This is a genomic window from Hyphomicrobium sp., from assembly GCF_020852195.1.
In the GTDB taxonomy this organism is placed as follows: Bacteria; Pseudomonadota; Alphaproteobacteria; order Rhizobiales; family Hyphomicrobiaceae; genus Hyphomicrobium_C.
In genome coordinates this window covers 1-14275 of sequence record NZ_JADZBI010000236.1, presented here as the reverse complement: position 1 = coordinate 14275, position 14275 = coordinate 1, and the positions used below count along the sequence as shown (strand labels likewise).

The following is a 14275-nucleotide window of genomic DNA, read 5'->3' as shown; positions in this document are numbered from 1 at the left end:
TCCGTTGAGAACGAGTGCGCGCAGCGGCACATCGATGCCGCTGCGCTTTTCTCATATCACTTCTGGGTTTCCGCGGGCTGCTGTGCGGGCCTTCTCGGCTTGGCGGCAATGCGCCAGATGTCGGAAGGTAGCATGTCGGCCGGGACGGTGGATGGATCGTGCTTCTTTCCACCCGGAGGATGGTCGGCGTTGGTGTTGTCGGTATAGTGCGTGCTCATGCTGGATCCCCATGAACGCGACGAAATGGTCAATACCGCGAGAAAAAGCCGTTAGGAGCAACGCAACCTCGCGGCATTTCCAAAATTATAGCACGAATGATGACGATCTGCGTGTGACAGATCCCCGCCACTGCACACAATCGTGATTGGCGTGGCGGCTAGCCGCCGCGAGACAGAGCCTCGAGCCGCGCCCTGTTGGGACGCAGCGCGGAGGCGAGCAGCGCCAGCGCGATCACCGCCATGACACCGCTGACCCAGAGCGCGGCAGGATCGCTGATCCGACCCGACCAGACGAAGCCGTGCACGATCACGGCGGATAGCCCTAAGAGTCCGGCCAGCAACCGCAGCACGCGGCTCATGACGGCTGCATCCGGCGTCACTGGGGCCGCGAGGAGAGAGACAACGGTCGTCGCCAAATAGGCCGGCACGGCGTAGGACCCGCCTCCCGCAAAAATAGCGAGCGCGGCAACTACGAATGCGAGCGGTTGCCCCCATGTAACCGCCGCCCACACCTTCTCCCAATGCGGAGCGGCCCGGCCAGCGTCCCGGCGCCGCGCCAGCCAGATCGTAATGCCGGTCTGCGTCACGATGGTGAGCGCCAGCCCGAGCAGCCCGTAGGCGATCTTTACCGGAAGGCCGCCGAACCATCCAAAATGCAAGGGCTGCAGCGCACCGAGGATCTGCTGGCCGATGCTGCCTGTTTCGAGCCCGCCATCGCCCAGCGACTTGCCGTTGCCGTCGAAGTAGTAGGCGTTGGACATCGCCAGGTGGCCCGGCGTCTTCATGCCGAGATTCACCACCTGGCCCGCCTTGCCGATGTGCTGGATGAAGACGCTAACGAACTCGGCGTCGCCATGTTTCGCCTGCACATCCCGGATCATGGCGGCCACATCGGGCAGCGGCGCCGCCGTCTCGTCCTTTGTCGGCATGGGACCGAGAATGCTGGCAAAGGCCCGCTCCGAATCGCCTTCGTAGGCAGCCAGCGCCAGAACCCCGACGATCAGCGTCGAAAGCCCGAGCAGAGCCCCCGTCGTCGACACGACGACATGAAACGGCAGACCCCATACGCCAAGCCGGTTGTGCAGGTCCGCTTCCTGAAGCCGCCGCGATCCGCCCCAGCGCAAGGCGAAAGCGTCCTTGAAAAGGCGTGGATGCGAAAGGAGCCCGGAAACAAGAGACGAAAGCAGCGCGACGCCCGTAAGCCCAACGAGGAAAAGACCCCACGTATGGGGAAGATGGAGGCGGATATGGAGATCCGTGATGAACTCGGCCCACGGTGCGTGCTGCTCGACGACGAGATTGCCGGTGCCGTCGCCGATCCAATGGCCTTCGATCCCGGTGCCGTGGTCGTGAAAATTTGCGAGGAGACGCTGCTGCGTGCTGGTTGGCCCCATGACGAAGATGTCATGCGCAGCGTTGAGAGCGAGCGCCTTCCGGTAGGCCTCCTCGACGGCCTTCGTCGCGACATCGGCCGACAAGCTACCTTCGACCACCGGGGCATCCGGCTGCTCCCAGCGCTTCAGCTCGTGCATGAACACCGTCAGCGTTCCGGTCAGGCAGACGATGTAGATGAGGGCAGCGAACGCGATGCCGAGGGCGGAATGCCCGGCGAGCATCGCCCGCACGAATTGCGGCGAGAGGAAAGGCGCCTTGCGGGGCGGTTTGCGTGCCACGTCCTGCATCACGAAAGCGCCTTGGGCAGGAATGCGATGCCGTATCCGATTGCGGATACCGAAAGCAGGATGATCGTGGCACGAACAAGGCGCGGATCGCACAGCGTCCAGGCCATCCCGCCGCCCCACAGGATCGGCACCAGCAGGCCGCCGATGACGGCACGGTCCTGCGGTGGGAGCGGCGCCTCGACGGCAATGGCGACGCCGATCCCGATCGAGGCGACGCCCGCCAGCACAATCGCGAGCAGGGCCTTCCCGATGCCGCGCCGCCAGTTGGTGGGACGCTCCTCGGGGTCATAAGCCGAAGCCTCGCGCAGCGCGCGGCGCTTGGCTTCGCGGCGCTCGAACGTACTCGCGATCACGGCATAGGCGACGAGCGAGAGCGCACCCAGGGCATAGGCCGTGCCGACCTCCGCGCCCCAGGCATAGGCGAACGCAACGAACGCGCCCACCACTGCCAGCCAACCGGCGATCAGAAGGCCCGAGCCACCTGCCCCGCGCTGAAGCCAGCGCTTGCGCAACATGGCGACGCCGGCGGTCATTGCGAGACCGCCGGCGCCCGCCAGCAGAGTGACAGGATCGAGAATTTCAACGTTCAAATTGCCGGAAACCTCTCGTGTTTAGCACGTGACGTTCAAGCTAGAACTTGTAAGTGAAGCCAGTGATGATGGTGCGTGCCTGTCCGACGCCGCAATCGCCGCGCATCGCAGAGCACCCGACCACATGATACTCATCCTCGAGGTTCTGGCCCGTGATCTGCCAGCGCCAGTCCGGAGTCTCATAGGCGATCATCGCATCGAAGAGCGTGAAGGACGGCGTTTTCACGTAAAGCTCGCCCAGCGAGGCCACGTCGTAGGCATAGCTTTCCGTTGCGCCGACATAGCGCACGCCACCGCCGAACGACAAGCCGCGAAGCGGACCATCCTGGAAGCTGTAGATGGCCCACAGCGAAGCAAGGTGCTTCGGCACGAAGTCGACGGGCTTGCCCTTCATGAACTCTACGACGCCGCTCGGGAAACCGAAGTTGTAGAGCTCGGGATACTTGTCGTAGGTCGCATCCGTATAGGAGTAGGATCCGATGATCTTGAGCTCTGGCGTCAGTCGGCCGAGCGCCTCGATCTCGAAGCCGCGCACGTTGACATCCGCGCCCTGGACGGCCTGGAACAGATAGTCGGGCTGAACGGTCTGATTGCGCTCGGTCAGCTCGTAGATGGACGCGTTGACCGCGAACGGCGCACCGGCGGGCTGGTACTTGAAGCCGATCTCGACCTGCTCGCCCTCGACCGGACCTGCCGGCCTCGTTTCGTCGACGTCCGCCAGGATGTGGTCGGCAACAGGCGTCCCCGGGAGTGGGTAGAAAGAGCTGGAGTAAGCAACGTAGGGGGTGAGGCCGAAGTTGAAATTGTACATCAGCGCCGCACGGCCCGTTGTCGCTTCCTCGTACTGATCCGGTTCGCCACCCTGCTTCACCTTCAGCCAGTCCTGACGCAGGCCGAGCACCGCCGCCCACGGACCCATCTTGATCTGGTCCTGGATGTAAATTCCGGTCTGCCTTTGGATGTCGGCGTTGTTCGTCGTCTTAGGAAGGTTGTTGGGATCAACGGCTCCGCCTTCCAAGCTGAGGAGGTAGGACGACTGACCGTATGTCGGATTATAGATGTCGAAAGCCGGTTGCAGGCCACCGAAGAAGAAGTTGATCGCTCCGACGATAAACGGATTCACGAACGGATCTTGGTTGACCGCGTTCGACGTGAGCAGGTTGTCAATGAGCGTACCGGACGATTCCATTTTGGTTCTGTAGTGGGTGAAATCCACGCCGCCCGTGACCGTGTGATCGACCCAGCCGGTGCTGAACTTGCCGGTGAGATGGGTGTCGGTGCTGATCACGTCCGTCTCGTTGAACATCGCCGTGCGCGATCGCGCGATCTCTGAGCGTCCCGGGTTGAGAAACGGCGCGTTGTCAGGGGGCAAGGATGGATTTGGCAAGCCAAAGTCTGCCAAGAGACTGTTAATTGCGCCAAAGCGCGCGCCGGTCATGACCGCAGCGTAGGTCGATTCATAGTCCGTATTCGTATTCGAGTAGCGCGAGGTGTGGCTGATCTTCAGCGCGTCGCTGAACTCGTGGTCGAAGAAGAGCGTGCCGGATTGCGCCTCCGTATTGTAGTAGTCTCCGGGCTCTCCGACGAACGTATCCCTCGGCACGCGCTGGCCGGTAGCGGTATTGGGATAGAGCGTGCCTTCATGGGGCAGGAACTGCAGCGTTGAGCCGCTCTCGTCCTTTCTGAAGTTGCCGAGCAGCGTGATGCTCGTCCTGTTGGTCGGCCGATAGGTGATCGACGGGGCCAGCATGAGCCTGTCGTTCTCGACGAAGTCGACCTGCGTGTCCGCATCCCGGGCCAAGCCCACGATGCGATAGAGCCACTTGCCGTCCTCGGTGAGAGGCCCGGTCATGTCGAGCTTGACCTGCTTGAAGTCGAAGGAGCCGTACTCCACGCCGATCTCGCGGTACGGAATCTCGCTCGGCAGCTTGGAGATGGCGTTGACCATACCGCCGGTCGGGGCCTGGCCATAGAGCATGGATGCAGGACCGCGCAACACCTCCGCACGCTCGAGCGCGTAGGGATCGATCATCGAGGTCGTGTAGCCGAAACCATATGTGGTGCGCAGGCCATCCACGAAATAGGCCGCGGCGGAACCGCGGATGTAACCCCCGTCGTAGCGGCTGTCATAGCCGAACGAATCGGCCACCACGCCGGGAGTGTACCGCAACGCCTCCTGGAGGTTCTGCACGCCCTGGTCGCGAATCTGCTCCTTTCCGATCACGGAGATCGACTGCGGGGTCTCCTTGAGCGGGGTGTCCGTCTTCGTGCCCGTCGTCGCATCGGTCGCGACGTAGTCCTTCACGGGCGCCGCGGCGTTCGTCACGCCGGTGGGGCCTTCCTCGGTATCGGCGGCAGCGGGCTGCGGCTGAGGCGCAGCCTTCGGCACGGCTTTGGCCTGCGATTTCTTGGCTGGCGCCTTCTTCGCCGCTTTCTTTGCTGTCACTTCGAGCGGCGGCAACTCGGCCGGAGCGTCGGCGGGTTGAGCCGCCTGCTGCGCTTGAGCGGCCTGCGCCGCCACAAGGAGCAACGCTGCACATGCGACCAGTCGCGCAGCGGCGCGCGCGGTTCGACTTTCGATAACCATCGTCCAGCCCCCAGGGTCCCCGTCGTGTAAATGTCAGTCCGGAGGGTGGCTCGCATGGGGGGGCGCCGACCCCCAATTTTGCTGGCTAATGTTCACGCTGACGCCGTGAAAATACAGGGGTCCCCGCTCTTTGTCTACCTAAGGAGTAGACAATAAAGCCGCAGCGTTGCATCTACGCACATCGTCAGATCGCGGAGGGCATCAGGCCTGGTGAACTCAGCCGCGACGGCATTCCAGCCCAACCGGATCGGCTGCTTCCATGGACGCACATCGGCGCATCGCCGCCGCTGCAGCCGCAGCAATTCCCGCACCTCTGACAGTCTCGCGCAAGCATGCGCCGATAGCCTGCTGCCGGCGGAAAAGCACGGGTTCCGGCACATTGCGGCCCCTTCGCCGAACTTGCCCGTTGTCCCGAAAGGCTTGCCGCCGATGACCAAGCTGCTGTTCGTCGTCCCGCCCTACTTCAACGCGGCCGACTATCTGGACAAGAGCCGGGCCGCTGTGCTGCCGGCCTTCACCATTCCCTACGGCATCCTGTCCATGGAGGCCTATCTGAAGAAGGCGTGCCGCTCCGCCGTGGAGATCCGGCTCGTCGACCTCAACATCACGCTGAAGCGTCTCGTGGAGGAGCGCCAGGCCGACGCGCACAACCGCATCTTCGCCGAAGAGCTCAGCGCCGTGCTTGCCGAGTTCCGCCCCGACATCGTCGGCATATCGGCGCTCTTCAACTCGTCGTTCGGCTACATCCAAAGCTTGGCCCAGGTCGTCAAGGATTTCGATCCTTCGATACTGACGATTGCCGGCGGCGGACTGCCGTCGGCCGCATTCTCAATGATGCTGGAGAAATGCCCGGCCCTCGATGCGATCTGCAAGGGCGAGGGGGAGAAGCCGCTCGTCGCTCTGATCGACGCGGCGGACCGGCAATCCGTGCTTGCCGGCCACAAAGCCTGGATCAGCCGTGCGACGCTAACCGAGGGCAAGAAGCCGGCCCACGACTTCATCGACGATCTCGACGACATCCCGCCGATGAACTACGGCATGCTGGACCTTTCCCATTACAACAACCGCTCGATCGACAAGCGCTACGCCGGCCAGCCGCGCCGCGAGATGGCGATCCACACGTCGCGCGGCTGCCCCTTCCTCTGCGTCTTCTGCTCGAACCCGTCATTGCATGGCCGCACCGTTCGTTTCATGTCGATCGACAGGGTCGTTGCCGACGTGAGGCGCATGCGCGACGAGTTCGGCATGACGGTCCTGATGCTGGAGGACGACCATTTCTTCCAGGACAGGAACCGGGCGAAGCGCCTGCTCGGCGCACTTGCGGACCTCGGCATCCGCGTCGAGTTCCCGAACGGCGTCGCCGTCTACGCCATCGACGAGGAGGTGGCCGAGCTCTTCTCGCGGGCGGGCGTGTCGGCGGTGGCGCTCGCCGTCGAATCGGGCTCCGACCACGTCCTGAACAACATCATCAAGAAGCCGCTCAAGAAGAAGCTGATCAAGCCCGCCGTCGAGGCGCTGCGCAAGTTCGAGGTCCGCAGCCACGTCTTCATCGTCGCCGGGCTCCCCGGAGAGCAGGACGAGCATCGTCAGGAGACGCTCGAGATGCTGCTCGAGAACGGCTTCGACTGGATTCACGTCTATCTCGCCATTCCGATCTTCGGCAGCAGGCTCTACGACATCTGCATCGAGAACGGCTATATCGAGAACACCAACAGCAACGACTTCGTGGCGACGAAGACGGTCATCCGCGCGCCCGGCCTCGATCCAAGAAAACTCGAGGCCTACGCCTATGAGACGCAGCTCAGGGTGAACTTCGTCGAGAACCACAACATGAAGATCGGCCGCCACGACGTGGCCCTGCCGTACATGAAGAACGTCTGCGAGAAGTATCCCGATCACGCCTTTGGCCAGCTCTATGCGTCGCGCTGCTATGCGGCCCTGGGGGACCACGAGAGCGCCGTCGCCCATGCCGCCAACGCGCTTCACATCTTCGAGCGCGACGCCTGGTGGCGGTCGCTCGCCGATCGCATGGGCGTGGACCACATGGCGCTGCTGTCGCTTCCCGTCGAGGCCGCCCACGCCCTGGCTGAGCGGGCCGCCCTCGCCCCCGCGCCTTCCGGCGACTCCGTCCGGCTCGCTGGTTGACCTTGCCGATCAGGCTTTCGCGCGCGCAGGACCATATTGCGCGTCGAGGAGCGCCAGCAATGACGGATCGCCTGGGAAGCACGCCAGGAAATGACTGAAGCTGCCCTTGCTGGCGGATCCACTCGTGGAGAAGCGCACGGCCTCGTAGTCGCGCGCGTTGAGGCACTGCGTGGAGAGGAACCAATCCGCCGGCGTCTCTCCGAGGATCGCCCGGAAATCCGTCGGCCGCTTCTCCCGCGCTAGCACGTTCCGGTACGCTCTCTGGAGCGTGCGCGCCATGCTCTCAGACGTACGCGTGGCGGAGATCTCTGCGGCCGCCTGTTGCCCGATCCGGGCCACAGCCTCGGGATGCCGCATCATCCACGCCAGCCGGCGACAGGCCGCCGCGGCATCCTTCTCGACGAAACCCGTCTCCCCATGCCGCACGATAGCCGTCTCGGCGGGATTGGCGAAAACCAGCGGCGCCCACCCGAGCGACATCGCCTCGACGAGCGCGTTCTCCGCGGTGCCGAAATGGTGCGGCTGGAGCAGGTAGAGGAAGATGCCGGCCTCCGCCAGGATGGCGCGCGGATCGACGCCAAGCCCCTTGAAGGCCACGCGTTCCGGAAGCCGCATGGCGGCCGCCCGGTGCGCTACCTCGCCGCCCGGATCGACCGCACCCCAGATCGAAACCGTGAACTCCGTCTCCTCGACGGCATCAATGACCTCGAACACCTGGGGACTCATCTTCGAGAAATCGACGGTTCCCATATAGGCGATCGGCAACGGCGACGCCCCATCCTGCGACGCCCGCCCATGCCCCTCGAAACCGACGCCGCTGTTGGCGACATCGATGCGGCCCCTTGCCTCCTCGGACAACGCCGCAATGTTCGGCGCATCGAGGGAGCAGACCGACGTCAAGAGGAAGCAATCGGCGGCAGCGAAGAGACCGGTCGGGATGTAGGGCGCGTGCAGCCCCGAGACATGGGACCAGAACACGGTGCGCATGGGCGGCAGATTGGCGCGGCACAGGCATTCATAGATGCGCGGATGGTTCCACCACTCGACCTGGACGATGTCGGCCTCCGAGCCGAGCCGCGCGATGGCCGCAAAGTCGGGCGCAATGGTCAGGCTCGCGCCGGACGCCCGCATCTGCTCGGCGAAGCGCAGGTCGCGCGGGGCTTCGAGCAGAACGTAGTGCCGCTGGATCTCAGGGCCCGACGCAGCGCAAAGCGCTGCATGGGCCTTGCCCACGCCTCCTCCAAGGTGAGGCGCTATGTGCAGGATCTTCATTCTGCAGCAATGGGACGGGGAACTCTCCTGCCGCCCGGAGCCGGCACATTGGGATCGGTTGGAACCAGCTTACGGAACCTTTCGAGCAGCATCGGGCGGAACGCGTCGATGTTGTCAGGCAGACAATGGGTGAGCTGACCGCAATTGCTGCAGGTGCCGTTCTCGCAGCGCCGGCCCTCGAGATGCTGAAGGCGCAGCGCGTTCATCTTGTCCGAGTTCCAGATCTCCTCCATCGACTGCTGGCGCACGTCACCAACTATGAGCTTGCGGCCCCAGTCGAGGAAGCACGAGCTGACGAGACCGTCGGCGTTCACCGAGTAGCTGTAGAAGATGTATGGGCACGTATCGGTGGTGCCGATCTCCTGCTGATAGATGCCCGTCTGGATCTTGACGCCGGTGTGCTTCTCGATGTCGAACTCCGGCCAGCAGGGCGCGAAGTTCTCGATGAAGATGCGGTCGCAATGGTCGCCGAACGTATCCAGGAACTCCTGGCGCTGCGCATCCGTGATTAGCTCACCTGGGATCTTGATCGAGATCTCGAGGTCGCCCTTGTTCTCATAGAGCCACTTCACGTTCTCGACCAGCTTGTCGAAATCGAACTTGAATCCGGTGAAGCGGAGATACTGCTCCTGCGTCATACCGTCGACGGAGATGTTGATCTTGTCCAGACCGGCCTCGATCACCGGTCCCATGCGCTCGGGCGTGATGAAGGTGCCGTTCGTCGTCGTATCGATGTAGTCGCAGAAACCGCTCTGTTTCGCATACGCGATCATGTCGGCGAGGCGCTTATTCAGGAACGGCTCGCCGTCCTTGTAGAGCCGCAGCACCTTGAGCGGCTTGTCGAACGCCCCGAGGTCGTCGATGACCTTCTGGAAGATCTCGAACTTCATCGCGCCCTGATAGCGCCCGGTCTCCGCGATCATGGCCCGGTGGCCGGTGGGGCAGAACGAGCACTTGAAGTTGCACGAGCTTGCGGGGTCCACGAACACGATGAAGGGCGTTGAGATCGGGATCACCGTCTCGAGCGGCGTGCGGTCCTCGAGATTGATCCGAGGCTTGAGCTTGGCCTTCATCCCTGTCTCCGGGCGTGCCCGCTTCTGATGGCGTTGCAGATACCTACGACGGACGAAGGGTCGGACGGATGCACCTGCGCCGCACCGAACTCCAACAGATCCCGTCTGCCATAGCCGTCGGCAATCCGCTCCGCAAACGCACGAATCGTTATCTCCTCACCTGAGCAAACGTTGATTGCGCCAGGCTGACCGGTGTCGATCACATCGGCGATCATCGCCCCGGCCTCGGCCACGTCGAGGAAGTCCCGCAGTTGCGTTCCCGCTGAAAGCCTTGCGGTTTCTCCTGCCTCGAGGCACCCGCGCAGATAGGGCACGAGCCTGTTGGGATGCTCGCCCTCGCCGAACAGATAGAAGATGCGGCACCAGGAGAAGACGCCGCCCTGCTTCGCATGCCACGCGGCAAGCATGTGATAGAGCGCGACCTTAGAGGCGGCGTAGAGAGTCGCAGGGCCGAGCGGCGCGTCGACGTCGAGGTGCCGGGACGGCAAGCGGTATTCGAAGCAGGTCCCGATGCCGATGAAATGCCCGACACCCGCTTCGCGCGCGCCTTGCGCGAGCGCAAAGCTTCCGGCAACGCAGCGCGCATTCTCCGGCGAATCGAGGTAGCGGCCGGGCTCCACATACCAAGCGGCATGGATCACCGCGTCGACACCGGAGCACGCCTCCGCCCACCAGTCCGGCGTCTCGGCGAACAGGTCGTCGGTTTCCACAATGGCGTCCACAACCGCCCCTGCCGCAAGGCGAGCCTGTGCGCCGGGGCGCAGCGCGAGGCGGACCTCGTGCCCCCGGGCCGCGAGATGCTTGTGAATTTGCCGACCGACGAAACCGCTGCCGCCGGTCAGAAGCACAACGCTCATGGTAAGGTCCGCGAAAGCCTGCGTCTGGTAGGGCACGAGACCGTGAGCAGCGGAACCATCTCCGAATCAGTTCCGTGCGTACCGCCGAGCATAGCAACGAAGACAGGACTGACGCGGCATGCTTGCAGGAGCCCTCTCGGCCACGGCGGTCGGCCCAGGCCCGGCGGGTTCCGCGCGCCACGCGTCCAGGCATTTCAACGATCTCCCAGACGCGCACGGGACCGAGCACCTGTTGCGCGAGCTGAACGGCGGCCTCTGCCGTTTCGCACCTCGCCTGCCCAAAACGCCGCTCGGCCTCTACGGGGGCGGCAACATGGGCCGCCTCGCCCGCGACTACCTCGAGGCCGTCGATCTCGACCTCGCATTCGTCGTCGACAGGCATGCCGATCGCCTGCGCACCGACCCGGTCTGGTCCGGAACACCCCTGTACGCACCGGAGGACGTTCCCGGCACGTTGAAGAGCAAGGCGCTGCTTGCCGTCAGCGTGACGACCGCGCCGTTCGTGCCGCTCGAAGCCGCTCTCCATGCGTCCGGCTGGGCCGACGTGGTCCCCTTCTACGACCTCGCCGAGAGCTTTCGCGACAGGCACCCGCTTTCGAACGGCTGGTTCGCAGAGCCCTTGGACGCAGAAAGCTTCGAACGCACCATCGATGTCCTGCGTACATGGGATGACGACGTCTCGCGCGCCCATCATCTCCAGTTCCTGGCGTGGCGCCGTCCGCGCGAGGAATGGAGCTTCGAGGGTGCGCCGGTCACGCTCCATGATCGCTTCTTTATTCCCGAGGTCACGGCGTCTCTTGGCTCCGACGAGGTCTTCCTCGACGGCGGCGCCCATCACGGCAGCGTCACGCAGACCTTCATCGGGCGCACCGCAGGTCGCTTCTCCTCCGTCGTGGCGATAGAGCCGGATGAGCAAAGCCGACTTATATTTGAGCAGCTCCTGGGCACTCTCGATCCGGCAACAGCCACACGCATCACGCTCCTGCCGCACGCGCTCGATGCGGCGGAGCGAGAGCAGAGCTTCCACGGCGGTCTCGGCTACGCGTCGCAATTGTCCGCAACGGGACAGTCGAGACTGCACACGCACACGATCGACTCGCTCGGCCTGTCGCCGAGCTTCGTGAAGCTGCATCTCGAAGGGGGCGAGCTTTCGGCGCTTCAGGGCGCTCTCGGCACCATCAGGACGCACCGCCCAATCGTTGCCGCCACCATCTATCACAACGACGACGGTATCTGGCGCACGCCGCACGTCCTTATGCAGCATCTGCCCAACTACCGGTTCCTGATGCGGCTGCACGGCTGGTGCGGAACCGGCGCCGTCGTCTACGCCATTCCCACCGAACGGGAAGGACGGACATGACCTCCCTCGATGCCCTGTCGCGGGAACGCGATCGTGTGATCGGGCGTCTTCCCGCTGATCCGCTCGCGCCAGGCGGCAGGATCGCGCTCTATGGCGCCGGCTTCGTCGGCGCGTGGGCGGTCCGCTGGCTCAGGCAAAATGGCATCGAGCCGGTGGCCTGCTTCGATGGCAACCCGGAACGGCACGGCTCGGTTTTCCTCGGCACGACGGTGCATGCCTCAACGGACCTGCCGAATCTCGCACCCGATCTGGTCTTCATCACCGCGCGCCACGCCATCCGTCCCGTGGAAGCGATCCTTGAAGCGCACGGCGCGGCCGGATGCTCGCTCGATGCGTACTTCGCGGCCACGAATTTCGACAGCTTCCTGCACATTCACGACCACCTGCTCGCCGACCCCCGCTCCAAGGACACGCTGCGCGGCGTGCTGATGGCCATGCTGACGGGCGACTGCCGTCATCTGGAGAGCATCTGGGAGCGGGATCAATACTTCTGCCTTCCCCGCTTCGCCGGCAGCGAGAAGGAGACCTACGTCGATGCCGGCGCCTATGTCGGAGACAGCATCGAGCGATTCATCTGGGCCAACGCCGGCGTCTTCACGAAAATCCATGGCTTCGAGCCGGCCGACCGCCAGTTCGCCGCCCTCAAGACACGCGTGGAACGGCTCGCCGCGGAATGGGCCTTCGACGCCGATGCAATCGAGCTCAACAACCTGGGACTATCGGACGCGCCCGCGCGCATGGCATCCGCGTCCGCAAGTGGCCAGCTACAAAGCATGGCCCTTGCCCAGTCGGACAGCGGCAACACCGCCACCGGCACACTCGACACCCATCTTGCCGGTGCCAAGGTCACCTTCATAAAGGCCGACGTCGAAGGCATGGAGCTGGCGCTCTTGAAGGGAGCAGCCGCGACCATCTCCCGCTTCAAGCCCAAGCTCGCCGTCTGCGTCTATCACTATCCGTCGGATCTGCTGGAGATCACGGCCTTCATCCGCGATCTGGTGCCCGAGTACCGCTTCGCGCTTCGCCACCACTCACCCCAGCTCATGGAAACGGTGCTCTACGGCTGGGTCGAGTAAACGCGCGCCCTACACCAGGATCCCATCCGTGAGATCGCTCTCGCTGAAGACGAGATTGGGCGCGTAGCCCAGAGCAATGAACTTCCCGCGGTCGGCGGCCTGCGCCGTGAAAACGACCGTCCGATCCAGGAGATCGGGCGCGTGCTCCTTGGGCTCCCCCGCAACCTCGATCTTGCGATCGAGTCCCAGTTCGTAGAGCAGGCTGGCCAGCGAAGGCACGTCGGCAACGTTGCTCAGAATGACCCGGCTCACGCCCGCGACGGCGTTGATCTGCTGGGCGAGCGTCTGCACCGCCGCCATCAGCGTCAACGACTCCCGGACCTTCTTGACCTCCTCGTGGTTGGAGAAGCCGCCGAGCATGAGGCGCACATAGAGCTCGTAGGCTTTGACGAAATCCTTCCGCGCAACCCACAAGCGCAGCGCGACGACCATGCGGTTCAGCGTGAAGATCTTGCACATCTCTTCGTATTTCTGGCGCTGCGCGGGCGCCGTGCCGATCCGCCCGCGCTTGGCGCCGACATAGAGAAAATACTCGAGCCCGCCCCGATAGCGGTCCCACGCATTCATCGCCTCCTCGTGGCCGGCGTGCGGACGCTCATGGGCGACCTTGGATCGCGTCACGAAGCGGTAGAACGGGCGCTGCAGGAAGGCCACCGCCCCCATGTCCAGGAAGTGGGCCAGATAGCAGAACGGCCAGTAGCAGAAGTCGCGCGGCACGTAGGCCGATCGCAATGTCTCGGTCTTGAAGATCGCATGCTCCGGAAAGACGTGCCTCTCGAAGATGAAGGTGAAGACATCCGCGAAGTCCCGGCGCGCGAACTTTGTGTCGCTGTCCACCCGGTAGAACTGCCCGCTGTCCCGGCCCGCGACCTCGTCGTGCAGGAACCAGGGCGTGAAGCAGGCGGACACATCGGGATTCTGCTCGAGATACGCCATGGCAGCACCGATGCCTTCGGGCACCAGCAGGTCGTCATCGGCGAGATAGATCGAGTACGCCCCTTTGGCGCGCAGGAAGGCGCACCCCAGGTTGGGCCAGGGGCCGCCGTTCGTCTCGCGCTTGTAGTAGCGGATGGGCAGACCCTGCGTGACGAAGTCCTCGGCAACTTCCTGCGTGTTGTCCGTCGAAGCATTGTCCGAGATGACGATCTCGTACGGAAACGGAAAATTCAGATCGTTCTTGCAGTGGGCAAGGGTCTTCTGAAGGAACTTCGCGCGGTTGTAGGTTGGAATGCAGATGCTCAGCTTGATATCGCTCATCCGGATCCTTCCTGAGCGCTGCGACGTGGCGGGCGCGCGATCACGAGATCCCGAACGGGCGCATGATTCGACGCGTTGTCCCAATATCGGCTTGGCAAAGGGCGGATGCGGGATTTCCGAAGAGTTTTCCACGACTCGATCCGGCGGGATCGAACTCT

At 63.9% G+C, this 14275-nt stretch carries 11 protein-coding genes; 3 read left to right on the top strand and 8 right to left on the bottom strand.

Translation table 11 applies throughout. The features are described from left to right. Positions 1–56: 56 nt before the first annotated feature. The 4 genes from IT540_RS19280 to IT540_RS19265 form a co-directional block, all read right to left on the bottom strand. On the bottom strand, positions 57–218 hold the full coding sequence (locus tag IT540_RS19280; RefSeq protein WP_291181454.1) for a hypothetical protein: 162 nt from the start codon (positions 216–218) through the stop codon (positions 57–59). A gap of 158 nt (positions 219–376) precedes the next feature. Then, a complete protein-coding gene (locus tag IT540_RS19275; RefSeq protein ID WP_291181452.1) occupies positions 377–1900 on the bottom strand; it encodes a PepSY-associated TM helix domain-containing protein in 1524 nt (507 codons plus the stop codon). After that, positions 1900–2490, bottom strand: coding sequence for a hypothetical protein (locus tag IT540_RS19270; RefSeq protein WP_291181450.1), 591 nt, complete (start codon positions 2488–2490; stop codon positions 1900–1902). The genes IT540_RS19275 and IT540_RS19270 overlap by 1 nt, the downstream gene beginning before the upstream one ends. A 40-nt stretch (positions 2491–2530) precedes the next feature. Continuing rightward, the gene (locus tag IT540_RS19265; protein ID WP_291181448.1) at positions 2531–5077 is read right to left on the bottom strand and encodes a TonB-dependent receptor; all 2547 of its coding nucleotides are present in this window, start codon (positions 5075–5077) and stop codon (positions 2531–2533) included. A gap of 429 nt (positions 5078–5506) precedes the next feature. Between IT540_RS19265 and IT540_RS19260 the strand changes: the two genes are divergently transcribed. Beyond that, positions 5507–7222, top strand: coding sequence for a radical SAM protein (locus tag IT540_RS19260; protein WP_291181446.1), 1716 nt, complete (start codon positions 5507–5509; stop codon positions 7220–7222). Between the two features lie 9 nt (positions 7223–7231). On the opposite strand, the gene IT540_RS19255 is transcribed toward IT540_RS19260, so the two are convergent. The 3 genes from IT540_RS19255 to IT540_RS19245 are packed head-to-tail and all read right to left on the bottom strand — an operon-like array spanning position 7232 to position 10460. After that, entirely contained in the window at positions 7232–8455 is a 1224-nt protein-coding gene (locus IT540_RS19255; protein ID WP_291181444.1) for a glycosyltransferase, read from the bottom strand. A gap of 35 nt (positions 8456–8490) precedes the next feature. Beyond that, positions 8491–9567: a radical SAM protein gene (locus tag IT540_RS19250; protein WP_291181442.1), complete on the bottom strand. Its 1077-nt coding sequence runs from the start codon at positions 9565–9567 to the stop codon at positions 8491–8493. Beyond that, positions 9564–10460 carry an NAD(P)-dependent oxidoreductase gene (locus tag IT540_RS19245; RefSeq protein ID WP_291181440.1) on the bottom strand — a complete coding sequence of 299 codons (897 nt, stop codon included), beginning with the start codon at positions 10458–10460 and terminating at the stop codon, positions 9564–9566. The genes IT540_RS19250 and IT540_RS19245 overlap by 4 nt, the downstream gene beginning before the upstream one ends. Before the next feature lie 82 nt (positions 10461–10542). Between IT540_RS19245 and IT540_RS19240 the strand changes: the two genes are divergently transcribed. After that, entirely contained in the window at positions 10543–11784 is a 1242-nt protein-coding gene (locus tag IT540_RS19240; protein ID WP_291181438.1) for an FkbM family methyltransferase, read from the top strand. After that, entirely contained in the window at positions 11781–12860 is a 1080-nt protein-coding gene (locus IT540_RS19235) for an FkbM family methyltransferase (protein ID WP_291181436.1), read from the top strand. The genes IT540_RS19240 and IT540_RS19235 overlap by 4 nt, the downstream gene beginning before the upstream one ends. Before the next feature lie 9 nt (positions 12861–12869). On the opposite strand, the gene IT540_RS19230 is transcribed toward IT540_RS19235, so the two are convergent. Beyond that, positions 12870–14117: a glycosyltransferase family 2 protein gene (locus IT540_RS19230; RefSeq protein WP_291181434.1), complete on the bottom strand. Its 1248-nt coding sequence runs from the start codon at positions 14115–14117 to the stop codon at positions 12870–12872. Positions 14118–14275 lie beyond the last annotated feature (158 nt).